Below are 24,885 nucleotides of genomic sequence, written 5' to 3'. Positions count from 1 at the left end.
TTTTTGATATCTTGAATCGAGTGGTCAAGCGTGTCTTTGTCGTTTCGATAAGGCCGGGCCAAGCAGAAAGCTCAGCGATGAAACACCCAGCAACCAGAAAAAGGAAAGCATCGCCAGCTCTTCCATGTGAAGGCCACCATCCAGCATTGAACCCATGAGCCACGGCGAGGCGGCTGTGGAGAATACCATCAAGGACGTGTAGATCGAGCGGATGCTGCCCAGGTGACGGGTGCCGTACATTTCCGCCCATATTGCCGCAACAATCGTGGCGCTGGTACCTGCTGTCAGCCCGAACAATGCCATATACAACGGCATCCACCAGATGCTGTTGCCAAGCCAGATGACGATCATGCCGCCGGCAAGTGGAAGAAGGTAGAAAGGCAGCAGGCGTCGTGCAGTGATTCGGTCGGTGAGATAGCCAGCTGTCATGAGACCGGTGAACTGAGTTGCGGCGAACACGGCAAAGCATGCCGCCAGCCACTGCAATGGCCATGTTTTTGCCTCCGCCAAATGAACCTGGTGAAAGAAAAAGCCGGTGACATAAAATGCCGGGCTCAGGATGATTGGCATCAGTAGCCAGAAGCGTGCATCCGTGAGTACGTCCGAGACTGCCCACTGCCTTTGTGAAGCCCTGTGCCCGGGGCGTTGCTGGCGATGTTGCTTCAGTCGCCATAATCGATCGCGACGCGGTTGATGTTGCAAAAGGGCCAACAGAAGGGGCAGCCCGATGAACAGAAGAGCCAGGCCCGACGTCAACCAGGTGTTTCTCCAGCCGATGGTGACAGTAAGGCTGATGGCAACAAGGGGGAGTACGGCTTCACCCAGCGGGAATCCACTGGCAGCGATGGCGATCGCCCGGCCTCTTGCCTGAGTGAAGTAGCGGCTCATGGCCGTTATGGCAATATGCCCCATCATGCCTTGTCCCAGCAGTCGTAGCAGAAAAAGGGTGGCGAGAAGGGACAGCGGGTGAACCACCAGAGCCATGATGATCGACGCAATGCCGAAAGTGGACACTGTGAGGGCGCTGATGACTCTCAGATCGAGTCGATCCACCAGGCGGCCAACCCAGAGGATGGCAAAACCACTGGCCAATGTGGCAAGTGAATAGTAAAGGCCAAACTGACCGTGGCTGAGATCAAAGTCGTCACGAATCTCGCCACTGAACAGACCAATATAGAAAGTCTGTCCGAAGCTGGACAGGGCGGCGGCCAACAGGCCAAACAGCAGAAAGGCTGGCTGCTGGCGGATCAGGCCGACATAATCCTTCAGCATGATGGGTCCGGCTTCAATCGATTGGGGGAATGGCGAGCAGGTCACCGTCGAGAGCGTGAATGATGGATTCGGCCGTACTGCCCATCACCAGCCTTTCCAGGCGACCCCGGCGGGCGGTTCCAAGTACCAGCATTCGGGCATCCAGTTCATCACACAGGGCGGGAATGGCGCGGCCGGGGGGTGAGTGAATGAGATGGCGATTCTGTTCGGGAACGTTCACCGATGCACTCGCTCGATCCAGCAGCTGGCGGTGTTCCGTCTCGACCCGCTTCAGGTCATCCTCCGGCATGAGGCGATCCATGCCAAAGGGCAGGCGCAGGTTTTCCACGGTTTCAAAGGCATGCACCGTGTGCAGGGGGCATTGCTGCCAGTCACTCAGCCATTGCCCCCAGGTCATGACCTGCTGATCCAGTGACAGCGGTTTCTCCCGCGCACCCACCAGATCCAGGGCGGCCACCACCGGCCCGTGCGCCACACCGCGCCCCAGCAGCATCAATGGACAGGGGCTGCCGCGCATCAGATGCCAGTCCAGCGGCGTGAACAGATGCGCCACCCGGCGGCTGCCCTTGCCGATGTCCTTGACGAGCAGATCCGGCCGTCTTGCCTGCATCCACTCCAGAATGGCTTCATGGCGCCGCCGCCCGGAAACCACCTGGTAGCTGACCTGAGCGACCCGCGGGCGAATACCGGCCAGAAGCTCATCCAGGTGCCGGTTCCGGGCCAGATCGTGCTCGGAGACCAGCTGATCCAGGGTGTCCACGTCCAGGGTGTGCCGGGCCAGGGTCCGCTCGAGTTCGCTTCCCGGCACGAGCACCGTGAGGCGGGCCTTTTCCCGTTCGGCCAGCTTGACCGCCGTCTCGACCGCCCTGGACAGGCGCAGGCTGTCCGGAAGCAGCACGGCAATGTGTTCCAGGTGAATACGGCTGTCTTGCATGCCAGTTCTCCCGTTCCCCGCAGCCTGCCTCCGCCTTGACACAGGTCAATGGGCCCGCGGCCCTTTGCGCCTATGCTGAGGCCCTGTCATTCGGCCCCTGCGGGAACCTTGAGGCGAGTCATGATGTTCGATATGGATCTGATGCGGCGCTACGATGTGCGTGGCCCACGTTACACATCCTACCCCACGGCGCTGCAGTTCAGCGACGCCTTTGACGAGGCTGCCTATCGCGAAGCCGCCACGGCCTCCAATGAAGAACCCATTCCCCGGGATCTATCCATCTACGTGCATCTACCCTTCTGCGAGAAGGCCTGCTATTACTGTGCCTGCCATCGCAGCATTACCCAGCGCAAGGACAGGGCGGATGCCTACCTGACCCATCTGGCCACCGAGATTCATCGCCAGTCGTCCCTGTTCGATCCGGATCGCACCCTGCGCCAGTTGCACCTGGGCGGCGGAACCCCCACTTACCACAGCCTGGAACAGCTGGGCTGGCTGATGAACAGCCTCGGCCAGGCCTTCCAGATGGCACCGGCAGCGGAGCGGGAGTTTTCGGTGGAGATCGACCCGCGATCCGTCAGTGAAGACGATATTCGCGGCCTGGTGGCGATCGGCTTTGATCGCATGTCGCTGGGCATCCAGGACTTCGACCCCAGGGTTCAGCAGGCGGTCAACCGCATTCAGCCGGTCGAGAGCGTGCGGCGACAGGTGGCGGCGGTTCGGGAAGCCGGGGCGCGCGGCCTGAGTTTTGACCTGATCTACGGCTTGCCCCATCAGAATACGGAGAGTTTCGCCCGCACCCTGGACACCGTCATCGAGCTGGCGCCGGATCGCCTTTCCATCTATGGCTATGCCCACATGCCGGACCGTTTCCCGGTGCAACGCCTGATGAATGAAGACGCCATGCCGGGCGCAGCAGAGCGTCTGGATCTGTTCGCCACGGCCGTGTCAAAACTCACGGAAGCGGGTTACGAACACATTGGCATGGATCATTTTGCCCGCCCCGACGACCCCCTGGTCCGGGCGAGGGATCAGGGTCGCCTGCACCGCAATTTCCAGGGCTATTCCACCCATGCCGAATGTGACCTGATCGGGCTCGGCGCCAGCGCCATCGGCAAGATCGGTGACAGCTTCAGCCAGAACCTGGCTGACATCCGCACATGGCAGCAGACACTGGAGGACGGGCGACTGCCCATTGCGCGCGGCCTGTCACTGTCGGCCGACGATCGCATTCGGCAGCAGGTGATCCAGAACATCATGTGCAACGGCCATCTGGACACCCGCGATGTGGCCCGCCGTCATCACATCGACTTCTGGAGTTATTTCGCCGCCACCATCCCCATGCTGCGCCAGATGGCCGACGACGGACTGCTGAGTTTCGACAGTCACGGATTCCAGGTCTCGTCCGCCGGGCGCTTCCTGCTGCGTCACGTGGCCATGCTCTTTGATGCCTATAACGGCCCCGGCCGGAGTGAATCACGCTTCTCCCGGGTGATCTGAAGGGCCGTCAAACAACCGATTCAACGTCTGGCCCACTGCTCCCCCGGGATCAGTGGGCCGGCTGTCAGGAGTAGTGAACGTGGAATATCCGGCACAGAAACCCGCAAGCGATCTGGAAGCGTTTCTCAGTCCCTTCTTTCTCGGTGCTTACGGCGAGAATGATGAGCTGTTCGAAAAGCTGATCCTGGAATTCTTCCGTGACCATGTGTACTGGCGCCGGAACCTGCATCCGGAGGATGCCCCGCCCATCCCGACCCGGGTGCTGCATTCCGAGGAGTATCTGGATTTCGTTGATCGCACCAAGACCGAGCTGCATCGTCTTACGGCACGCCTGAAGACGTCCGCGCCCTTCTTCAACCCGCGCTACATCGGTCACATGGCGTCCGACCTGCTGCTGCCAGGCCTGATTGCCCACCTGGTCACCACCCTCTACAACCCCAACAACGTCACCGAGGAAGCGGCACCCGCCACGGTGCGGCTGGAACTGGCGGCGGGGCGCCAGCTGGCGCAGATGATGGGTTTCAACACCCAGCCCGGCAGCCATCCCTGTGCCTGGGGGCACCTGACCTCCGGTGGCACGGTGGCCAATTACGAGGGGCTCTGGAACCTGCGCGCCGCCAAGTACTACCCCCTGGCCGCGCGGGAGATCCTGCCCGAACTGGACGTGGACCCCGCGGCTGTGACCCGGCGCCCCCTGTCCCTGGATGATCCCGATCCCTGGCCCTGGTTCAATCTGGACGTGGATGCCGTGATCCGGCTTCGACAGGCCGTGGCCGAGGCCCTGAGCGGGCAGCCCGCGGAGCGCCGTCAGGCCCTGTCGGATCGCCTGGAGCAGGCACGTATCGAGCACCTGGGGCCGATGGATTTCCACAGCCGCCATGCCGGGCTCAAGCCGCCGGTGGTCATGGTGCCGCTGACGGCTCACTACAGCTGGAAGAAGGCCATGAAGCTGATGGGCTTCGGCTCCGCCCAGCTGGTTTCGGTGCCGGTCACCGATCGCATGCGCCTGGATCCCCAGGCCCTGGATCGTCAGCTGGCCGAGCTCAAGGCCGAGGGCAGGGCGGTACTGGCCGTGGTGGGGGTTCTGGGAACCACCGAATACGGCACCATCGACCCCATCGACGACATCGTTGCCCTGCGCCAGAAGTGGCGCAAGCAGGGGCTGGATTTCGGCATTCACCTGGACGCGGCCTGGGGTGGTTACATGGCCACCCTGTTCCGCCAGCCCGGCGGCGGGCTGCGACAGCGCGAGGAGGTGGCCGCCCAGTTCCGCTACTTCCCCTCCAGCGACGTCCACCAGGCCTTTGCCGCCATTCGTCATGTGGATACCGTCACGGTGGATCCCCACAAGCTGGGTTATCTGCCCTTTGGTGTGGGCGCCTTCATCGCCCGCAACCGGGAAATCACCGCCCTGCTGGGTGAGTCAGCCGCCTATGTATTCGACGAGGCGGATGAGAAGGCCGATACCGATACCCTGCTGCGCAATCTGGGCCGCTACATCATGGAAGGTTCCAAACCCGGTTCCATGGCTGCCGCCACCTATGTCACGCACCAGGTGTTTCCCCTGGACTACAAGCACTTCGGCCGCCTCACCGAAGTCACCGTGCGCAATACCGAGTACCTCTATGACCGCCTGCATGAAACCGCCGAGCGCCTGAAGGGCAAGGTGCGGCTGGTGCTGCCCTTCGAACCGGACAGCAACCTCATCTGCATTGCCGTCAACCCGGAAGGCAATCACAGTGTCCCGGCCATGAACCGCTATGCCCGGCGAATTTACGAGGAACTGCGGGTGGTGCCCGACCAGCCGCCCCAGATGCGCGAATACTTCGGTTCCCGCACCAATGTCTTCCACCACGCCCTGAGTGAGGAAGCCCGGGCCACCCTGACCGATCGTCTGGGTCTGGATGCGGCCACCTTCACGGCTGAAGCAGACGGGGAGCGCAGCAGCAACTACATCTTCCTGCTGCGCCACACCCTGATGAATCCCTGGTTGTGCAGCACGTCGGAGGGCATGAATTACCTGGATCGCTATTGCCGCTACCTGGAACGGCTGCTGCTCTCCCGCCTTTAGACAACCTCTTGGAGTCAGAGCTGTTCTGGCCCACCCAGCCCGCCTTTCGGCCCCCAATCGGGGCCGGAAGGCTTTTTTGCGTATGCCGGATGGCTTAAAGTAGGCGAAACCCGGATTCCGCCCCTGTCGCTCGAGTATCGGCACAGTGGATTCCGCGGCGTTCTGACTCTCGGCATATCAGCGAAGGAGTGTCATGTCTTCTGCGACCGGACAGGCCCGGGAACTGGATCTGCGCGAACTCAAGCGCGTCTGCAGCAATTGTTCCCTCAAGGAGCTGTGTGTGCCCATGGGGCTCAACCGCGGCGAAGTGGAGCGTCTCGACAAGGTCGTTGAAGCTTCACGCAGCCTGCACAATGGCGATCACCTGTTTCGCAAGGGTGACCCCATGCGCAGCATCTACGCCGTGCGTTCCGGTACCTTCAAGAGCTATGTGATCAATCGGGACGGGGAAGAGCAGGTGATCGGCTTTCATCTGCCCGGCGAGCTGGTGGGCCTGGACGCCATCCACCCGGATCACCACCAATGCTCGGTCATGGCGCTGGACACCGCCTCCGCCTGCATCATGCCCTTTTCGCAACTGAGTGAACTGGCCGCCAGCATTCCCGGCCTGCAGCGCCAGATCATGCGTCTGCTCAGCAAGGAGATCAGCAGCATGGTGCCACGCGCGGCCGATACCACGGCCGAGGAGCGCATGTCGGGCTTCCTGCTGGATCTCTCCCGCCGTCTTGGCGAGCGGGGCTATTCCACCTCTGATCTGCGCCTGTCCATGCCGCGCAAGGACGTGGCCAACTACCTGCGGCTGGCCACCGAGACCGTCAGCCGGGTACTGCGGCGTTTCCAGGATGAGGGCTGGATCGAAGTGGATCGACGCGATATCCGGATTGTCGATTCCACCGCATTGAAGTCCATGGTCAAGGGCGATGACGGCGAGGCGCAGTGAGGTGCCTGGACACCGACGGGTAATGGGCCGGCCAGTACCCTGAATCTGAATTTCCTACCTTGCCAGAAAGGCCTTCAACGTGAGCAGCGAACAGTACCCCAATCTCCTCAAGCCCCTGGATCTCGGTTTTACCACCCTGCCCAATCGTGTGCTCATGGGCTCCATGCACACCGGCCTGGAAGACCGGGTCTGGCACTGGGATCGACTGACGGCTTATTTCGTGGAGCGAGCCAGGGGCGGTGCCGGCCTGATGGTGACCGGCGGCATTGCGCCCAACCGCCGTGGCTGCCTGGCGCCTTTCGCCTCCAAGCTCACGAATCGCCTGGAGCTGCCGCGCCATCGCAAGCTCACCCGTGCCGTGCATGAAGCCGGGGGGCGCATCTGCATGCAGATCCTGCATGCCGGGCGCTATGCCTATCATCCCTTTTCGGTGGCCCCATCGGCCATCCGTTCGCCCATTACGCCGTTCAAGCCCAAGGCCCTCAGCAGCCGCGGCGTGGAAAAACAGATCCGTGATTTCGTCCGCTGCGCACGCCTGGCCAGGGCCGGCGGCTACGACGGCATCGAGATCATGGGTTCGGAAGGCTATTTCATCAATCAGTTCCTGGTGCCGCGCACCAACACCCGCGAGGACGAGTGGGGCGGCGATTTCGCCAATCGCATGCGTCTGCCGGTGGAGATCGTTCGCCGCACCCGCGAAGCGGTGGGTGAGGACTTCATCATCATCTATCGCCTGTCCATGCTCGACATGCTGGGTGATGGCAACAGCTGGGATGAAGTGGTTGCTCTGGGCAAGGCCATCGAAGAGGCCGGAGCCACCATCATCAACACCGGCATTGGATGGCATGAAACCCGCATTCCCACCATTGCCACCATGGTGCCCCGGGCGGCCTTTACCTGGGTCACCCGCAAGATGCGGGAGGCCGTGTCCATTCCCCTTGTGACCACCAACCGCATCAACATGCCGGAAACAGCGGAGAAGGTGCTGGCGGATGGTGATGCCGACATGGTCTCCATGGCCCGGCCCTTTCTCGCCGACCCGGAGTGGGTCAACAAGGCGGCCGAAGCGCGCCCGGACGAAATCAATACCTGCATCGCCTGCAACCAGGCCTGCCTGGATCACGTCTTCGAGCAGAAGGTGGCGTCCTGCCTGGTCAACCCCCGTGCCGGCCATGAAACCGAAGTGGTGATCAGGCCGGCCAGTGAAAAGAAACGCATCGCCGTTGTGGGCGCCGGGCCGGCCGGCCTGGCGGCGGCCACCACCGCCGCCCGTCGGGGTCACGCGGTGACGCTGTTTGAATCGGCCGAGCGCATTGGCGGGCAGTTCAACATGGCCAAGTGCATCCCCGGCAAGGAAGAATTCCACGAGACCCTGCGCTACTTCAGTCGCCAGATCGAGCTGACCGGCGTGGATCTTCGCCTGGGCCATCGTGCGTCGGCGGAGGAGCTGGCCCGGGGTTATGACGAAGTGATCCTGGCAACCGGCGTGACACCGCGTGATCCCGGCATTCCCGGTCAGGATCACTCGAGTGTGTTGAGTTATCTTGATGTGCTGTTGCACAACAAGCCGGTGGGTCAGCGCGTGGCGGTAATCGGTGCCGGTGGCATCGGTTTCGACGTGTCGGAATTTCTGGTCCATCCCGATCCCGAATCCGGCCCGGATCGCGATCACTTCTTCCGGGAGTGGGGCGTGGACATGAGCCTGGAGCGGCGGGGTGGCGTGGCCGGCATGAAGGCACGCTTCGACGAGCCGGCCCGCCAGGTCTGGATGTTCCAGCGCAAGGCCAGCAAGCCGGGCAAGAACCTGGGCAAGACCACCGGCTGGATCCACCGCCTATCCCTGCGGCATTACGGTGTGAAGATGGTCGCCGGTGTTCGCTACGACCGGATTGACGATGAAGGCCTGCACTACACCGTCAATGAAGAGCCACAGGTGCTGAAAGTGGACAATGTGATTCTCTGCGCCGGCCAGCTCACCCAGCGCGAACTGCATGGGCCGCTGACGGAAGCGGGCGTGTCCACCCACCTCATCGGCGGCGCCAACCTGGCCGCCGAACTGGATGCCAAACGCGCCATCGACGAAGGCACCCGCCTCGCCGCCCGGCTTTAGGCCGGCTTCGCCGGCTTTTGGCACCGTAGGAGCGGATTTATCCGCGATCACAATTGCTCGGCTGGCACGCCCCATGCAGAAAATTGCGTGCTTTGGGCCGTTTTCTGTTATAGTGCCCGCCACTGACGCGATCCGGTCTGCGTCGGGCATTCGCGGTTTTCCCCTCCCAAGGGCCTTCCCCGATTTGTTTTTTTAATTTTCGCCTGGACCGGGCCCCGACATGACGGCCATTGGCCGCTCGTGGGCAGGCATCCCAGGAGCTTTTCAAATAATGAATTTTTCTGATTTCGGCCTTTCGGCCGCGCTGACCCGTGCCATTCAGGAACAGGGTTACGATACCCCTACGCCCGTTCAGGCCCAGGCCATTCCCGCCATTCTCGCCGGCGGTGATGTCATGGCCGCCGCCCAGACGGGTACCGGCAAGACCGCCGGTTTCACCCTGCCCCTGCTGGAACGGCTCATGGCCGAACCGCCCAAGGGTGGCCGCCGCACCGTGCGTGCCCTGATCCTGACGCCCACTCGTGAGCTGGCGGCGCAGGTTCAGCAGAGTGTGCACACCTACGGCAAGCATCTGCCCCTGAAGTCCGCCACCATTTACGGCGGGGTGGGCATGAACCCGCAGATCCAGACCCTGCGCCGTGGCGTGGACATTCTGGTGGCCACCCCCGGTCGTCTGCTGGATCATCTGCGCCAGGGCAATGCCGACCTGTCCCGGGTCGAGACCCTGATCCTGGATGAAGCCGACCGCATGCTGGACATGGGCTTCATTCACGACATCCGCCAGATCATCCGCACGCTGCCCGAGCAGCGTCAGACCCTGCTGTTCTCGGCCACCTTCTCCAGCGAGATTCGCAAGCTGGCCGGCGGCATGCTGAAAACGCCGACCCAGATCGAAGTGGCGGCTCGCAACACCGCGGCCGAACGCGTGGAACAGCGTGTGCATCCGGTCAGTCGCGGCGACAAGCGTGCCGTCCTGAGCCATCTCATCTCCGATGGCAACTGGCGTCAGGTGCTGGTGTTCACCCGCACCAAGCACGGTGCCGATCGCCTGGTGAAGCAGCTGGACGAAGACGGACTGTCCGCCGTGGCCATTCATGGCAACAAGACCCAGGCGGCGCGTGGTCGCGCCCTTCGCCAGTTCAAGCAGGGCTCGGTTCGCATCCTGGTGGCGACGGACATCGCGGCCCGTGGCATCGACATCGATCATCTGCCCCATGTGGTCAATTTCGAGCTTCCCAACGTCCCGGAAGACTACGTGCACCGCATCGGGCGTACCGGTCGTGCCGGACGTGAAGGTGTCGCTGTTTCGCTGGTCTGCGTGGATGAGAACAAGCTGCTGCACGGCATTGAGAAGCTGCTGGGCAACCGCATCGAGAGCCAGGTGGTCGAGGGTTTTGAACCCGACCCGAGTGAACGTCCGCAGCCGATCTTCAAGAAGCCGGGTGCCCGTCGCCGTCCGGGTGGTCACCGCCACAACGACAACAAGTCGGAGCGGCCCAAGCACGCCCGTTCGCGCAAGCCGCGTCCGGCCGGTGGTAACCGCAAGCGCCGTCCTTCGGCGTCGGCCAGGCCGTCGCGCAAGAGCTGAAAGCAAGTGAATGTTGATTGAAAGAATGGCCGGCTTTTAGCCGGCCATTTTTTTGGGGTGGAAGACAGACGATTTCAACGGCATTCGTCGTGGAATGATTTATTGGCCACAGATGAACACGGATAAATACAGATGAATTTCTGGAATCACGGTTCTAGATAGCTGTGGGAGCGGCTTTCAGCCGCGATCAAGCCATCTGATGCCAATTAACCCACATCGACACGCGAGGTTTAACGAAGCCGACACTCTCGCAAGCTCCGTGTTCTCCGTGTAAGCACTAACGACCTGAACGGAGCCGAGGTGTTTGGGGTTGGTGTTCGGAGGGCTAGAGGCACCGATTAGAAAATCGAAAAGCCGATTACGACTACGATTACGACAACGATGCTTGGTGCTGGGGCTTTGCGGGGTTGCTTGAAAAGAAAGCCCCGCCCAGGGGGCGAGGCTTTCCGGGGGTGGCCGGGGAGGGGAACCCGGCCTCTCTCACACCGGGCAGGGGGAGAGCCCGATGCCTTTCCTGAGGAATACCGCGTGATTACAAGGCACCACGCTCTTCAAGCATCTCGGTGACCTGTTCGCGAACGTCGGCATCCGCGTTCACGGCCATGGCCACTTCCTGATACTCCTCGACATCCATGCCGCTGTCGTTGATGGCCGCGGTCATTTCCTCGTTCGCTTCCTGCTGCAGCTGCTGGGCTTGTTCCTGATCAGCCGCATTCTGCAGTCGCTCGGTGTACTCTTCGCGCACCTCGTTCACCGCCACATAGGCATCGACGAAGGCTTCAACCTGTGCGTCGCTGACTTCCGGAGCCTCCTGTTCCTGGGGCATCGGCTGGGCCTGCTGCTGCTGTTGCTGCTGCTGCGGAGGTTGGCCCTGGGCCATGGCCAGGGGGGAGGCCACGAAAGCGGTAGCGGCAAATGCGATCAGCGTCTTGCGAATAGTCATGATTCCTCCAGTTGGATTGAACATCGAAGTTCAGGTCTGGAGGGTGCAGCTTGCGTGCCAGGTTTGCCGGCCGTCGGGGAAAAAGCCCCGGAGCCCTTCATGACGGGCCGCGGGGCGGGAGATGTCAATTCGCGGACAATTGTCGAGACCGTATCTGTTCCAGATCGAGACCGGAGTGTCGTGTTGCAGACTGTGACATGATCTATTTGGAAACAGTGGTTTCCAGGGTCGACAGGCGTTGTGGCAGGTCGTCCGCCAGAATCATTTCCCACAGCGGTCGCCACGCCGCCCAGTTGTGCCCACCTTCAATCGTGAAGACCTGATCTTCCGGGAGGCTCCGGGCAAGCAGCGTGTTGGGCTTCATGAAGCGGTCACTGAGGCCGTAGGCGAGAATGACCGGTGCCGGGTCTTTCCGGCTCATGGCCTGCAGGCGGCGCCAGGTCCGGCGCTCGTGTACTTCACCGGCTTCCGTCTCCCCGGTCCACTGGCTCAAGCCGCCGGCCTCATCCACGGCCCGTACCATCGCTCGGCCTCCGGTATAGGGCGCGAACAGAATGACCCCACGCACCTGATCCGGATAATCGTCCACATACAGCACCGCCCCCATGCCGCCCATGGAGATGCCGGCAATCCAGATATGCTCGTAACCCTGCTCAATGGCCGGCTGAATCACATCCTCATGCAGGCGATCCGTAATGCTCTGTTCCCGGTAATAGCCGAAGTGGGCATCGGCGGCGACCGAATCCAGTCCGGCCTCGCGGGCCAGGTCGAAGAAACCGTTGGCACCAAATTCGTCCTCGCGAGAGAAGCGACCGGGCAGGAACACGACCAGCGTATCAGCGCTCTTTTCGGTCTGTGCGTACTCCACGGGCATGGGGTTATCGGTAGGCGGGGCGATCATGCAGGCAGAAAACACGCTGCAAGCGGCAATCAGGCCGATCAGTCGCATGTCAGTCATCCTTGTTCGCCGGGGTGATGGTTACGTTCCACGCTGTAGCATGTCCGCTCTTGATATCATGTTCTTCCTGCGCTGGCGAATGCACGCGGCAATCCCGCTCCATTTGTCATGGACACCTCTGATTCGGATGCCCATCATGGACGCTGTCAGTCTTGGCCCCCTGGTCCTGCCCCTGGATCGCCTGCTGGTGCTGCTGGTGGCCGGCAGCCTGATGCTGTCGGCCTGGTTGCTGCAGCGGCGTGCACCACGCCTGAATGACTGGGTCACCTGGTCATTGATTGCCGCCATCGTCGGGGGTCGCCTGCTGCATGTGGGCATGAATGCCGGCCTGTATCTGGATGCGCCCTGGCAAGCGCTCTACCTCTGGCGCGACGGCTATTCCCTCTGGGGTGCGGTGCTCGGTCTGCTGGCGGTGACCACCTGGTACCTGTCGCGACGACAACTGGCCCTGCGCTGGGTCGCCGCCGCCGCGACGCCGGCCCTGTTGCTGGCGGTGGTCGGCGTGATCACCCTTCAGATGATCCGTCCACAGGGGATCGAGCTGGAAGGGCAGGCCTTGCAGCGCCTGGACAGCGAGCCGGTGCTGCTGACAGAGCTGCAGGGCGAGGCGAAGACCGGGGTGTTCCTCTGGGCCACCTGGTGTGGGGTCTGCCGCCAGATGATGCCGGATGTGATCGAGGCGGCGAGACGCGAACCCGACAGCCGCTGGCTGTTGGTGAACCTGGGGGAATCACCCCGAACCGTGCACGACTACCGGCAGCAGCATGAACAGCACGGCCCCTTGCCGGACAACCTGGAGTGGCTGCTCGATCCCCGCAGCCGCCTGCTGGACGACTGGCAGGCTCTGGGCGTGCCCACCACGGTGCTGTTTGATGCCGACGGCCGGCAGCAGGATCGTTTCATGGGGCAGCGGGCCCTGTCGCGACTGTTGGCCGATTGAAGCGTCGCCGCCCGTCCTGCCCATGGTGGCAAGACGCTCAGGAGCGTCGCTTGCTGCGCATGCTGGGCGTGGCTGACAGGGGATCCTCCGGCCAGGGGTGCTTGGGATAGCGACCGCGCATGTCCTTGCGCACCTCCGGATAGGCCTGCTGCCAGAAACTGGCCAGGTCGGAGGTCACCGCCAGGGGCCGTCCGGCCGGGGAGAGCAGATGACAGACCACGGACAGACGGCCATCCAGAATCCTCGGCGTGGCTTTCAGCCCGAACAGGGCCTGCAGCTTCACGGCCAGCACCGGCCCCTGTTCGGCCGTGTAGTCCAGGCGGGGTGAGTGGCCGCTGGGCACCGCCAGACGTTCCGGTGCCAGTGCCTCCAGGCGTGTCTGCCGGCCATGGTCGAGCATGCCCTTCAGGGCCTGCAGCAGCAGGCGCGCATCCAGGTCCCGCCAGCGTTCCATGCCGGCCAGATAGGGGCCGAGCCAGTTCTCCAGATTCTCTTCCAGACTGGCATCGTCCACCGCCGGCCATTGCTCCGGCTCGTGCTTGTGCAGCAACCCCATCCTGGCCCGGTACTGGATGGCCATATCCGACCAGGGCAGGGCGGCCAGGCCGCGTTCCCTGATGGCCTGGACAAGACCGGCCTGGATGTGTTCCGGCGCCGGCTTCGCCAGCGGCTGGCTGGCAACCACAATGGCGCCGAGCCGCCGTTCCCTCTGGGCGGTCACCGTGCCGCGGCGATCATCCCAGCCCACCTGTTCATGCTCACTGAAATGATGGGGGAGCGCCTCTTCCAGCTCCGGCAGGGAAACCGTCGCGGCCAGGAAGATACGGGCCTCCCGCGCCTCGCCATCCAGACTGGCGGCCACCAGCCACTCCTGCTGCGACAGGGGATCATCTTCCGCCAGCCAGGCCCCGCGCCCGCCACTGAGCTGGTAGCGGGGCCGTTGCCCGGGGCGGCGACGCGCAATGCGATCGGGAAAGGCCAGAGCCAGCAGGCGCCCTGCCTGATGCGCTTCGCCGCCCTGACCGTCCCCGGTCTGAAGCTTCCTCGCCTGGCGCCGGATGGCATCCAGGCGTTTCCGGGACAGACCCGCCTCTCGGGTCTCACCCCGCAGCAATTGCAGCCGGGTTTCCACATCGCTGCCGGCACGGGCATCCAGCAGATCCCGCTCTTCCAGCAGCGCGGCCAGCTCAGCGGCCAGTTGCCCCAGCCCGGATTCCCTGGCCCTCAGGATCATGTGGGCCAGGCGCGGATGCAGGCCCAGGGGCAGCATGGCCTGTCCATGTGCGGTAATGCGGCCCTCGGCTTCGATGGCCTCCAGCTGTTGCAGCAGATCCAGGGCCTGTTGCCAGTGGGCGGCGGGTGGCGCATCCAGCCATAGCAGTTCCCCAGGGTCACTGACACCCCATTGCGCCAGCTCCAGAACCAGGGGGGCGAGGTCCGCTTCCCGTATTTCCGGGGGGCTGTGCGCGGCCAGGCCAGCCTGTTCACTTTCCCCCCACAGGCGATAGCAGACCCCGGCCTGGGTGCGGCCGGCACGCCCCCGGCGCTGATCGGCGGAGGCTTTCGATACCCGCCGGGTCTGCAGCCGGCTCATGCCACTGGCGGCATCAAAACGCGGGGCCCGCTCCAGGCCCGCATCCACCACCACGCGGATGCCATCAATGGTCAGACTGGATTCGGCAATGGCCGTGGACAGCACCACTTTCCGAACGCCGTCCGCCGCCGGCTGGATGGCCCGGTCCTGTTCCTCCGGCGGGAGCTGGCCGTAGAGCGGCGTCAGCAGGACATCCTTCGGCAGTGTCCCGGTCAGCAAGCCCTGCAGACGACGAATCTCGCCCACGCCGGGGAGGAAGACCAGCAGTGAGCCGCTTTCATGGGTCAGGGCCTGGTGGATGGTGCGGGCGCAGTAAGTCAGCAGATCGCCCCTGGCGGGTGATCCGGCATAGCGGGTCTCCACGGGAAAGCTTCGCCCCTCGCTGCGAATCACCGGCGCATCCCTCAGCAAGGTGGCAATGCCCGAGGTATCCAGGGTGGCGGACATGACCAGCAGCCGAAGATCCGGCCTAAGGGCCTGCTGGGTTTCCCGGGCCAGGGCCAGGCCCAGATCCGCCTGCAGGGAGCGCTCGTGGAATTCATCGAAGAGGATGGCCCCATAGGCCGGCAGTTCCGGGTCGGCCTGCAGCAGGCGCGTGAGAATGCCCTCGGTCACGACTTCGATGCGGGTGGCCGCGGATACCCGGCTGTCCAGACGTGTGCGGTAGCCCACGGTCTGCCCGGCCGCCTCGCCCATTTGCGAGGCCATGTACCGTGCCGCTGCCCGTGCCGCCAGTCGTCGTGGCTCCAGCAGCAGTATCCTGCGCCCGCCAAGCCAGTCCGCGTCCAGCAGCGCCGGTGGAACAGCGGTGGTCTTGCCGGCACCGGGTGGTGCCTCGAGGATCACCGTGTTGCCGGCACGGAGCGTTTCCCGCAACTCCGGCAGCAGGCTGTTGATGGGGGCATCGGGCATTGCATTTCACGCTTGGTCTGAACCGGCCAGCATGATACACAAGGCGGCGGTAAGGCGACGAAAGCGCTTTTGGGTGGGAATGCCCTTGAAAGGGAAGGAAGTTGAACTAGCTTTATTCCTTACCGGTGATTCATCTGTGCAAAACGAATGCGCACTTTTTGTCAGGAGACACCCATGGCGGAAACGGAACTGTCAGCGCCTGGCCCGGCAACTTCATCATTCAATTGTCACTGCAGTTCCTGCCGTCATCGCCAACACTGCCTCCCCGCCTCGATGGATCGTGAAGCGCTTGATTCGCTGGACCCGATCGTGCGCCATTCCCCGACGCTTCCGGCCGGCCATCACCTGTTCCGCCAGGGTGAAGCCTTCAGGACACTGTTCATGGTGCACTCCGGTTCGATCAAGACGTATCGGGATCTGGGTGACGGCCGCAGTCAGGTTCTTGGCTTCTACCTGCCGGGCGACCTGCTGGGCCTGGAAGGCATGTATCCCGGCCGGCATTGCCAGAGCGCCGCGGTGCTTGAATCATCCAGTGTCTGTCGCCTGTCGCTGCGTCAACTGGAAATGCTGCCGGCCAGCGCCAACCGCATTCAGCTCCGCCTGCTGGATCTGGCGAGCCGGGAGCTGTCCAACGCCATGGGCCGTGATCTGGAGCGCTGCGTGGAATCGCGCATGGCGGAGTTTCTGCTGGACTACGGCAAGCGCATGGCCGACCGGGGCTGGTCTGCCGTTGCCTACCAGCTGGCCATGTCACGGCGTGACATGGGCAGCTATCTGGGCATGGCACCGGAAACGGTCAGTCGCTGTCTGCGCCGTCTCACCCACCTGGGCCTGGTGAGTTTCGATCGTCGAGCGGTCACCATTCATGATCCGGACAGGCTGCGTAGCGTTTCGGTTGAGGGCACGGCTGCACTTCACTGACCCGAACGCGGTCGGATGACATCGGCCGGCCTGCTTCAGGCGTTTTCCAGGCCGTAGGCGATGTTGTGGAACCGTTCAGGGTCGAGGATGGTGATGCGGCGGGCTTCCACGCGCAGGGCGCCGGTATCCTGCAGCTGCGCAAAGACGCGGGAAAGCGTCTCCGGTTGCAGGGCCAGCAGGCCGGCGATGTGCTTCTTCGAGGTGGGCAGATCCAGGGTGTCGCTCTCGCCCTGGGCCTGTTGCAGTTGCAGGATGTAATTGGCCACGCGCAGGGTGGCGTTCTGGAGCGAAAGGGCCTCGATGTCGGTCAGGCGCTGGCGCAGGCGGCGGCTGAACATGGCCATGAGGCTGAAGCAGGAATCCACGTCCTCGCGCAGCATGGCCACACAGTCATCAGCATCGAAGGCAATCAGCCGGCTGGCCTTGAGCGCCTCGCAGTTCACCGGGTAATTGCGCTCTTCCATGAACATGGTGGCCTCGGCAAAGGTGCTGCCGGGCTGGATCAGGGCGATGATCTTTTCGTTGCCGCTGGGGGCAAGACGATAGAGTTTCAGCTGACCGGATTCACAGAGGAAGATGCGGCGGGCCGGATCCCCTTCATGAAACAGTGTTTCGCCCCGATCCACGTGAACGGTCTCGGCCCGGGACAGGACGCGCTCCCGCTGGGCCGGCGTGAAAGCGGAGAAGATGGGATGGTTGTCCACGTTCTCCGGACTGGGGCGGTTGCTTTGGCTCATGCCTTGATTCTAGTCGATGTGACGATGCCACTCATGACATGGATCAAGTCCTTTTCGGTCGATCCTGTTCAGACTGGCCACACACCTTCAGCAAAGGGAGTGTCGCGATGTTCAAGTCTTGTTCACTGGCCGCCGGTCTACTGGTGGCCATTGCCGGTACCCCCGCGTTCGCCACGACGGGGGAGGCGGCTGCCCCGGCCCTGGATGAACTGGATCTCCGTTATCGCCTGGAGTTCGTGGACCAGGAAGGCATCGAACGGGATGCAGTGGCCTCCACGGCCAGCCTGCGTCTGTTGCTGCGCAGCCCGACCTGGCGGGGTCTGGACGCAGGCCTGGGCCTGCAGGCAAACCGGGTCATCGGCAACCGCCTGTACAACGACACCGTCACCCCTTCCGATCGGCCGGTAGTGGCGGACCCGGCGGACACCGGTATCTCCCAGGCCTGGCTGCGCTATTCCACCGGCGAGCAGTTCGAAGCCGTGGCCGGGCGCCAGCGCCTGATTGATGACAATGCCCGCTTCATCGGCAATGTGGGTTTCCGTCAGCTGGAACAGACCTTCGACGCACTCAGTGTCGCCTGGCGTCCACAGCCGGACTGGCGCCTGTCGCTGCAGTATCTTGACCGCGCGCATCGTGTGTTCGGCCCCCATCATCCCGATCCCCTGATGAGCACGGCCGATCTGGACAGCTGGGTCGTGGTGCTTGGTCGCCGCTTCGCCGGCATGGACATGGATCTCTATGCCCATCGCTTCGAATTCGAGGATCGGTCGGCCTCCCATGAGAATATCGGCCTGCGCCTGCGCGGCCCCTTGCCGGGTGATACCGGCCTGTCCTATCGCCTGGAGTACGCTCGCCAGACTCCGATCAATGAACTGTCTGACCTGGATGCGCAGGATTATCTTCACCTTTCACTGAGCCAGGCCCTGGAGGGTTGGCGCTGGTTCCTGGGTCACGAGCGGCTCAGCGGCGATGGTGAGCGTGCCTTTCAGACGCCGTTTGCCACGCTGCACGCCCACAACGGCTGGGCCGACCGTTTCCTCGTCACGCCGGATGACGGCCTGCGCGATACCTGGATCGGTGTCGGAACCCGATTCAACGGCTGGAATCTGCTGGCTCGACTGCACGACTTTCGTGCCGACACCGGCGGAGACGCCTGGGGCCGGGAGCTGAACATTTCCGCCGGCCACAAGCTGCCCGGCCCCTGGGCCACGGAGATCAAGCTGGCCCATTTCGACGGCGACGATGGTGTCGTCGATGTCAGCAAGGTCTGGTGGACCCTCTCCGCCCGGTTCTGAGAACAGAAATTGGCGGGCCGCCACCCGACCAGTCCGCGAAGCATTCATAAAAAAGGGGCTGAATCGCAGGATTCAGCCCCAGGCTCACGCTCGCTTGTCTTGAGGTATTGCCGCAGGCCGTCAGGCCCGCACATCCACCAGGCTGCCCAGCAGCTGGGTCAGGTCGGCACTGCCACTGGCCGAGGCCGGGCTCACCGGGTTGGCATCGGGAAGGCTTTCGATCAGGGCCGCTGCCTGGGCCTGCTGCGCGTCCATGGCCTTGCGCAGCACGGCCACGTCCGCTTCCGCACGCAGCTGCATCTGGCTGAGACCGGTGCTGAGCGCGGCGATGGAGCTGACGTCGGCCATGGAGGCTCCCTGTAGGAATGACTTGCCCTGAGCGTAGCAGGCGAGGAAGGCCTGTGCGAGCAGCTTTCTGCCTTGTGGCGATTACCGGTCGGCAGTGGCCGATGAGTGGGGTTGCTTATTCGCCGGGGGGATCCGGCCAGGCCGCCAGGCCACCGCGCAGATTGCGTACATCCTGCCCGGTGGCATCGTGAATGAGTCTGGCCGCGATTTGGCCACGATTGCCCCGTTCACAGTAGACGACGCAGGTCTCGCCGTTCTCGATGACCGGTGTCGCGCCATCCATGAGCGCCGGAAGCGGCAGGTGGCGGGCGCCGGGAATATGCCCCCGTTCCCAGTCTTCATGGCTGCGAACGTCAATGAAAATGGCATTCTCCAGCTGCTTCGCCTCATCGACACTGATTCCCAGCGAAGGATCCTTCTCCGGCCTGGGCAAGCTGATCTCGGCCGGCTCGCGGCTGCAGCAGGGGCAGTCCGGCCGGCGTTCGAAGCGCAGGCTGTGACTCTGCATGTCGTATCCGTCAATCATCCACAGCCGGCCGATCAGATGCTCCAGCGGAACTTTGCGTCCTTCGGCCACGATCAGCTTGATGACCTCCGATGCCTGTACGCAGCCCGCCGCGCCCACCAGGGGGCCGAGCACGCCGTTCTCGGCGCAGTTGGGCACCCAGCCGCTGGGTGGGCTTCGATACAGGCAACGCAGGCAGGGCCCGCGATCACTGTCGAGCACGGTAACCTGGGCCTCGAATCCAACCGCCGAGCCATACACCAGCGGGACACCGAACTTCACCGCGGCGTCACCCGCAAGAAACTTGGTATCGAAGTTGTCGCTGCCTTCCACCACCACATCATGATCTTCGAACAGACGCTGGGCATTGCCGGCATTCAGGCGGTCCACGATGGCGTGGGTGCCGATCTCCGGGTTGATTTCCTTCAGGCGCAGAGCCGCCATTTCCGCCTTGGCCCGGCCCTGATCATCATCGCCGAACAGCACTTGACGATGCAGGTTGCTGGCCTCGATGACGTCATCATCAATGATGGTGATGTGGCCCACGCCGGCACCGGCCAGATAGGGCAGCACCGCACAGCCAAGCCCGCCCGCACCAATGCAGAGCACCCGGGCACGGCCCAGTTTCTCCTGGCCTTCCGGCCCGATCTCGGGAAGCATGGTCTGGCGGTCGTATCGGCTCATGGTATTGACGGTCTCGATGGCTGTTCAGGGATGTTCAGCTCCAAAGGGTGCCGTGTCCGCAGGGCGATAGAGTTGATCAACATCAATTGCGCGCGCGAATCTCGGCCCGCAGCCGTGGCAGGAACAGCAGCACGCAGAACCACTGCAGGCAGGCCATGATCAGGAAGGCGGCCAGCCAGCCCTCCCGATCCAGCAGCGAGGCCACGGCCAGGATGGTGCCTCCGGTCAGCGGGCCCAGCAGAAAGCCCAGCGATCCCGCCGCATGGAAGCCGCCCATGGCCATGGCCCGGTTGTCGTCGCCGGCGGCGCGGGCCGTCATCACCAGGGAGGGGGCAAACATCAGCGCCGCGGCCACACCGCCGGCAGGCATCAGCCACCACCACAATGGCAAGGGTGCGAAGGCCAGTGCAAGCAGGGCGAGGCCATACAGGGTGCTGCCCGCCATCATCATGGCCAGGGGACGGAAATGACTGGCCAGGCGGCCAAAGACATAGGTCAACAGCGCAAAGGGCAGCATGAAGCTGCCCATCAGCAGACCGATCTGCCCGGGTTCGGCACCCAGTACCGTGCGCAGATAGAGCGTCATGGTGGAAATGATGAAGCCCACCGACAGGCGATCGGCAAAGGTAAAGACATAGGGTACGACCAGCTCACGCAGGGGCAGGCCGGTGTCTTTTGTCCCGCGCCGGGGCAATGGAGTGGCCGGCTGATGCCCGGGCTCCCGGAGGGTGGATACCCAGAAGGCCAGCAGCAGCGACAGCACTGCACCGGCCTGCAGCACATGCAGGGCATTGTCCTGCCCGATCCAGCCGCCCAGCGGTGCGCCGGTGGCCGTCCCCAGTGTCAGGCCGGCACCGGCCACCCCCATGGCCCGTCCCATTCCCGGAATCCGGCCCGGCTGTCCCCATGCACCCTTGCGTGCATCCCTGGCCCGGTCCATGGCCATGGTCATCAGCAGCGTGAGCGCGGTGATGTGCAGGGCCCCATCGAAAAAGCGCAGCAGCAAATGCACTCCGTAGGGTGCGTCCAGGCTCAGCACCATCAGCACCAGGGCATTGGCCAGCATGACACTGACGATGATGGGCTGACGACGTCCCAGGCGGTCGGAGAGCCGGCCTGCCAACGGCGCCAGCAGCACGGCTGCCAGCATATTGGCCACCATGAACAGGTGCTTGCTGAAATCGCTCAGGCCGGGGTGGCGGCCGCCGGTGAGTTCTTCCAGTACCGGCACCACACCGGTGACCGGGAGCATGAGCAGGTAGATGGCCAGTCCGATGGGCCACAGCGACGTCGACGGAAGCGGTGCCCTCAAACAGCCAGCTCCCCGGCCCGGTTGAAGGCCGTCCAGTCGGCGGGGGTGTTGATGTTGCGCAGATCCGATTCGGCGGGCGAAAGCGTGCGGCATTCAAGCCGTTCGGCCAGGGCACGCACGGATGCACCCTGCCCGTCGGCAAGCAGTTCATCCAGGGCGTGGTGCAGGGCGTCGCTGACTCGCAGCACCAGTGGCAAGGGGTGGTCGTCGAAATGGATGCCGCTGTCGCCGGCTTGCATGGATCGCAGCAGGGCCAAGAGGTTATCCGCGGACAGGCCGGGCGTGTCCACGGCGGTGACCAGCAGCAGGCGATTACCCAGCCCGGGGCGCTCATTGATCACCGAGACCAGTCCACCCAGGGGCCCGAGGCCGGGCCGGCTATCCGGGACGCAGTCATAGTCGGGCCGGTCACCGCTCACCAGCACCGGATCGGCCCCGGCGGCCGTCAGCCGCCGCACCGCCAGCTCCAGCAGGCTGTGTTCACCGTGACGCAGCAGGGCCTTGTCCTCGCCCATGCGCGAGGACGCACCGCCCGCCAGAACCAGTCCGGCAAAATCAGCCATGGCTGCAGAGGGCATGGCCCTTCACCCATTCACTGTCGCCATCCACGTAATGCTCCTGCTTCCAGATCGGGGCACGATGCTTCATCTGCTCGACGATGTAGCGGCAGGCGCGGAAGGATTCGTCCCGATGCGGTGAACTCACCGCCACCACCACGCTGGCCTCGCCCACGGCAAGGCGACCCTGGCGATGTTCCAGCCAGAAGTGCAGTGACTCACCCCATTCCTTGCGGGCTTCCTCACAGATTTCGCGAAAGACGTTCTTGCACAGCACCGGGTGCAGATCGTAACTGACCGCATTCACATCCCGCCCCTGATTCAGGTCTCGCACCCGGCCAATGAACAGATCCGCCGCCCCGTGCCCCGGCGCCGAACAATGCGCCAGCGCCGCCTCGGTGGACAGTACCTTGTCTTTCGTTGCTACATGAATTGTCATCAATTTATTCCTGTTCTTTCCAGATTCGCCCCGCGCACGAATTCTGGGGCATCCATCAAAAGGATCCTTGCCGGATTCAGGCCATTGCGCGGATGAATCCGCGCCTACGCTGCCGATAACCACCGCCCCACTCAGCACTCAGAACTCAGAACTCAGCACTCAGCACTCAGCACTCAGCACTCAGAACTCAGAACTCAGAACTCAGAACTCAGAACTCTCTCACCCACCGCAGACCGGCGGCAGAATTGAAATCCGCACCCCCGCCGGAACCGTGTCACCTTCGTTCAACACGGCCTCGTCGGTGGCAAAGGCCGAGGATTGGAGCAGCGCGCGGGCATTGTCGTCCCCGAGCTTGTCGGCAAAGGCCTGGCGCAGGGTGGCCACATCGGCCGACTCCGGCAGGCTGACGGCGATGGCGGTTTCCGGGCTGTATTGGCGAAAGGCACCGAACAGCTTGATTTCCACTTCCCGGGACATGGTCTTTCTCCTCACGTTCAATCGCTTTCAATGGCCCGGCCGGTATCGTTCCGGCGGGGCGTGAGTCGCTGGTAGAGGGCGCGCAGGGTGAGTGCAATGACCCCGGCCACCAGCACCCAGAGCATGCTCTGGGCGAGCAGGGCGGTAGTGCCCATGACCACCAGAATCAGGGCGGTGTCGAGCTTGCGCCAGCTGGCGTAGGTCAGCTGGATGTGAAACACGCCAATCACCCCCAGGAGCAGGGCCTGCAGCGCCGGTGGATATTCCGGCAGGCCGCCGCCGCCGATCAGCAACAGGGCGGCGAGCAGCAGCAGGGCATTGCCCATGACCACATTGGACAGCCAGCTGCGGGCCCCGCCCCGGTAATGGGCGGTGACGCCACCCGAGCCGTGGCAGTAGGGCATGCCGCCCACGGCGCCCACGATGAGATTGCCGAGCCCGAGCGAAGTCAGCAGCCGGCGCGGATTGACCCGCCAGGCGGCCTCGCCGTAATAGGCCTGCGCGGCGCGCTGGGTGCCGAGCACGGAGTTGGTCAGGGTCAATGCAATTTGCGGCAGCACCATCAAGGCAACGATGGAAGCCCTCAGCCCGTCCTCGTGGCCACCGCCAAGGGGCACTTCGGCATGCCAGATGCCCCACATCAGCCCCGCCACGGCGATCAGGCCGAGCAGGGGCAGGCCACTGTAGCGGGTGATGCCGATGACCAGGGTGGCGGCGAAGGCCACCAGCAGCATTTCCTGGACGGTACCGCCCATGAGCCGGACCGCGGTGATCAGCAGGAGAATGCCGAGGCCGAGCTGAAAGCCATGGATCAGCACATCGGGAATCCGCCCGGCCAGGCGGTTCACGTTCATGAAGCTGATGCTGAAGTAGATGGCCCCCAGCAGCAGGCCCGCGGCCTGCAGTTCCTGGGCGCTGGCCCCGGCGGCAATGGCCATCACGGACAGGGATTTCAGCGGCTGCACCGGAATGGGCAGGCGAAACAGCCAGCCGGTGACCAGATAGGCGGCCCCGGTGGTGGCCAGCATGATCACCACCGAGGCGCCGGTCTGCCAGGCCAGGGCCAGCAAGAGGGGAAACAGCACGGCGCCATCGGCGAAGGCGCCGCTGACATCGCCCAGCCGGGCCCGCAGCCTGGCCGGTGCGATGCTCATGCGGCAAGCTCCGCCGGCAGGCCGGCGAGCCCATCCGGGTGTTCCCAGCGGCCGGACTTGCCGCCTTCCTTGAGCAGCAGCTTCACACCGCCGATCTCCAGCGCCGCTTCAATCGGCTTGGATAGATCCCAGATGGTGAGCAGGGCCGCATTGACCGCCGCCAGGGCTTCCATCTCCACCCCGGTACGGGCACTGGTGACCACGGTGGCAAAGACATCCACCGCCTGTTCGGCCTCGTTCAAGCGACAGATCAATCCCACGTGATCCAGCATCAGGGGATGGCACAGGGGCAGCAGGTCGGGCGTGCGCTTGGCCGCCAGAATGGCCGCCACCTCGGCCAGCCGCAGGGGGTCGCCCTTGGGCAGCTCGCCCTCACGCAGATGCGCCATCACCTCAGGGCCCACCACAATCCGCCCCGTGGCGATGGCACGCCGGCGGGTCACCGGCTTCTCGCCCACATCCACCATGCGGTAGTTTGGCTCGGTCATAGCTTCTGAGTCCTCGTCATTGAATTAAGTGAACAGTGAACAGTTCCCAGTGAACAGTGGGCTTGTACCAGTTGTCTGTGGGAGGGGCATTCCTGCCCCGACTGGGGCTCCGCCGAAGCCTATGTCGGGGCAGGAATGCCCCTCCCACAGGAGAACAGGAAAGACCCGGTTTTCTGTTCACTGGGAACTGTTCACTGTTCACTCGC

The 24,885-nt window shown here is 63.7% G+C and carries 22 protein-coding genes; 8 read left to right on the top strand and 14 right to left on the bottom strand.

Annotated features, from left to right (window positions below):
- Positions 1–24: 24 nt before the first annotated feature.
- Positions 25–1,212, bottom strand: a complete 1,188-nt coding sequence (locus RBH19_RS02230) for an MFS transporter (RefSeq protein ID WP_306727172.1) — start codon at positions 1,210–1,212, stop codon at positions 25–27.
- Positions 1,213–1,285: 73 nt separating this feature from the next.
- Positions 1,286–2,206: a universal stress protein gene (locus RBH19_RS02225; protein WP_306727171.1), complete on the bottom strand. Its 921-nt coding sequence runs from the start codon at positions 2,204–2,206 to the stop codon at positions 1,286–1,288.
- A gap of 108 nt (positions 2,207–2,314) precedes the next feature.
- Between RBH19_RS02225 and hemN the strand changes: the two genes are divergently transcribed.
- The 5 genes from hemN to RBH19_RS02200 all read left to right on the top strand — a co-directional run bounded on the left by hemN (position 2,315) and on the right by RBH19_RS02200 (position 10,415).
- Entirely contained in the window at positions 2,315–3,706 is a 1,392-nt protein-coding gene (hemN, locus tag RBH19_RS02220) for an oxygen-independent coproporphyrinogen III oxidase (protein ID WP_306727170.1), read from the top strand.
- Between the two features lie 79 nt (positions 3,707–3,785).
- Positions 3,786–5,777, top strand: a complete 1,992-nt coding sequence (locus RBH19_RS02215) for a pyridoxal phosphate-dependent decarboxylase family protein (protein ID WP_306727169.1) — start codon at positions 3,786–3,788, stop codon at positions 5,775–5,777.
- A gap of 193 nt (positions 5,778–5,970) precedes the next feature.
- A complete protein-coding gene (gene fnr / locus RBH19_RS02210) occupies positions 5,971–6,717 on the top strand; it encodes a fumarate/nitrate reduction transcriptional regulator Fnr (protein ID WP_306727168.1) in 747 nt (248 codons plus the stop codon).
- 79 nt (positions 6,718–6,796) lie between these two features.
- Positions 6,797–8,827 carry an NADPH-dependent 2,4-dienoyl-CoA reductase gene (locus RBH19_RS02205; RefSeq protein ID WP_306727167.1) on the top strand — a complete coding sequence of 677 codons (2,031 nt, stop codon included), beginning with the start codon at positions 6,797–6,799 and terminating at the stop codon, positions 8,825–8,827.
- 271 nt (positions 8,828–9,098) lie between these two features.
- Positions 9,099–10,415, top strand: coding sequence for a DEAD/DEAH box helicase (locus RBH19_RS02200; RefSeq protein WP_306727166.1), 1,317 nt, complete (start codon positions 9,099–9,101; stop codon positions 10,413–10,415).
- Between the two features lie 532 nt (positions 10,416–10,947).
- On the opposite strand, the gene RBH19_RS02195 is transcribed toward RBH19_RS02200, so the two are convergent.
- Both RBH19_RS02195 and RBH19_RS02190 read right to left on the bottom strand, forming a co-directional pair.
- Entirely contained in the window at positions 10,948–11,358 is a 411-nt protein-coding gene (locus tag RBH19_RS02195) for a DUF4168 domain-containing protein (RefSeq protein WP_306727165.1), read from the bottom strand.
- A gap of 202 nt (positions 11,359–11,560) precedes the next feature.
- Positions 11,561–12,307 (bottom strand): serine aminopeptidase domain-containing protein, encoded by a 747-nt coding sequence (locus RBH19_RS02190; protein WP_306727164.1) that lies wholly within the window; start codon positions 12,305–12,307, stop codon positions 11,561–11,563.
- A 145-nt stretch (positions 12,308–12,452) separates the two neighbouring features.
- On the opposite strand from RBH19_RS02190, the gene RBH19_RS02185 reads away from it, so the two are divergent.
- Positions 12,453–13,256, top strand: a complete 804-nt coding sequence (locus tag RBH19_RS02185) for a TlpA disulfide reductase family protein (RefSeq protein ID WP_306727163.1) — start codon at positions 12,453–12,455, stop codon at positions 13,254–13,256.
- A gap of 37 nt (positions 13,257–13,293) precedes the next feature.
- Here RBH19_RS02185 and hrpB read toward each other — a convergent pair whose 3' ends face one another.
- Positions 13,294–15,762 (bottom strand): ATP-dependent helicase HrpB, encoded by a 2,469-nt coding sequence (hrpB, locus tag RBH19_RS02180; protein ID WP_306727162.1) that lies wholly within the window; start codon positions 15,760–15,762, stop codon positions 13,294–13,296.
- Positions 15,763–16,071: 309 nt separating this feature from the next.
- Here hrpB and RBH19_RS02175 point away from each other — a divergent pair, with 309 nt between their 5' ends.
- Positions 16,072–16,683 (top strand): Crp/Fnr family transcriptional regulator, encoded by a 612-nt coding sequence (locus tag RBH19_RS02175; RefSeq protein ID WP_306727161.1) that lies wholly within the window; start codon positions 16,072–16,074, stop codon positions 16,681–16,683.
- Between the two features lie 35 nt (positions 16,684–16,718).
- Here the strand turns inward: RBH19_RS02175 and RBH19_RS02170 are convergent, their stop codons facing one another.
- A complete protein-coding gene (locus RBH19_RS02170; RefSeq protein ID WP_306727160.1) occupies positions 16,719–17,420 on the bottom strand; it encodes a Crp/Fnr family transcriptional regulator in 702 nt (233 codons plus the stop codon).
- A 107-nt stretch (positions 17,421–17,527) separates the two neighbouring features.
- Here RBH19_RS02170 and RBH19_RS02165 point away from each other — a divergent pair, with 107 nt between their 5' ends.
- On the top strand, positions 17,528–18,715 hold the full coding sequence (locus RBH19_RS02165; RefSeq protein ID WP_306727159.1) for an alginate export family protein: 1,188 nt from the start codon (positions 17,528–17,530) through the stop codon (positions 18,713–18,715).
- 120 nt (positions 18,716–18,835) lie between these two features.
- On the opposite strand, the gene RBH19_RS02160 is transcribed toward RBH19_RS02165, so the two are convergent.
- From RBH19_RS02160 to moaC, 8 genes are all read right to left on the bottom strand, one after another.
- Positions 18,836–19,063 (bottom strand): YjfB family protein, encoded by a 228-nt coding sequence (locus tag RBH19_RS02160; protein ID WP_306727158.1) that lies wholly within the window; start codon positions 19,061–19,063, stop codon positions 18,836–18,838.
- 115 nt (positions 19,064–19,178) lie between these two features.
- Positions 19,179–20,252, bottom strand: a complete 1,074-nt coding sequence (locus RBH19_RS02155; RefSeq protein WP_306727157.1) for a HesA/MoeB/ThiF family protein — start codon at positions 20,250–20,252, stop codon at positions 19,179–19,181.
- Between the two features lie 82 nt (positions 20,253–20,334).
- Positions 20,335–21,564, bottom strand: a complete 1,230-nt coding sequence (locus RBH19_RS02150; protein ID WP_306727156.1) for an MFS transporter — start codon at positions 21,562–21,564, stop codon at positions 20,335–20,337.
- A complete protein-coding gene (mobA, locus tag RBH19_RS02145; RefSeq protein ID WP_306727155.1) occupies positions 21,561–22,142 on the bottom strand; it encodes a molybdenum cofactor guanylyltransferase in 582 nt (193 codons plus the stop codon). Before mobA ends, RBH19_RS02150 begins: the two co-directional genes overlap by 4 nt.
- A complete protein-coding gene (locus tag RBH19_RS02140; RefSeq protein WP_306727154.1) occupies positions 22,120–22,560 on the bottom strand; it encodes a molybdenum cofactor biosynthesis protein MoaE in 441 nt (146 codons plus the stop codon). The genes mobA and RBH19_RS02140 overlap by 23 nt, the downstream gene beginning before the upstream one ends.
- Before the next feature lie 219 nt (positions 22,561–22,779).
- Positions 22,780–23,037, bottom strand: a complete 258-nt coding sequence (locus tag RBH19_RS02135) for a MoaD/ThiS family protein (protein WP_306727153.1) — start codon at positions 23,035–23,037, stop codon at positions 22,780–22,782.
- A gap of 17 nt (positions 23,038–23,054) precedes the next feature.
- Positions 23,055–24,191 (bottom strand): putative sulfate/molybdate transporter, encoded by a 1,137-nt coding sequence (locus RBH19_RS02130; RefSeq protein WP_306727152.1) that lies wholly within the window; start codon positions 24,189–24,191, stop codon positions 23,055–23,057.
- A complete protein-coding gene (gene moaC, locus RBH19_RS02125; RefSeq protein ID WP_306727151.1) occupies positions 24,188–24,679 on the bottom strand; it encodes a cyclic pyranopterin monophosphate synthase MoaC in 492 nt (163 codons plus the stop codon). The genes RBH19_RS02130 and moaC overlap by 4 nt, the downstream gene beginning before the upstream one ends.
- Between the last annotated feature and the right edge of the window lie 206 nt (positions 24,680–24,885).

Origin of the sequence: Natronospira bacteriovora, from assembly GCF_030848495.1 — a bacterium.
Lineage (GTDB): Bacteria > Pseudomonadota > Gammaproteobacteria > Natronospirales > Natronospiraceae > Natronospira > Natronospira bacteriovora.
The sequence above is the reverse complement of the archived record's forward strand: the minus strand, read 5'-3'. Positions and strand labels throughout refer to the sequence as shown.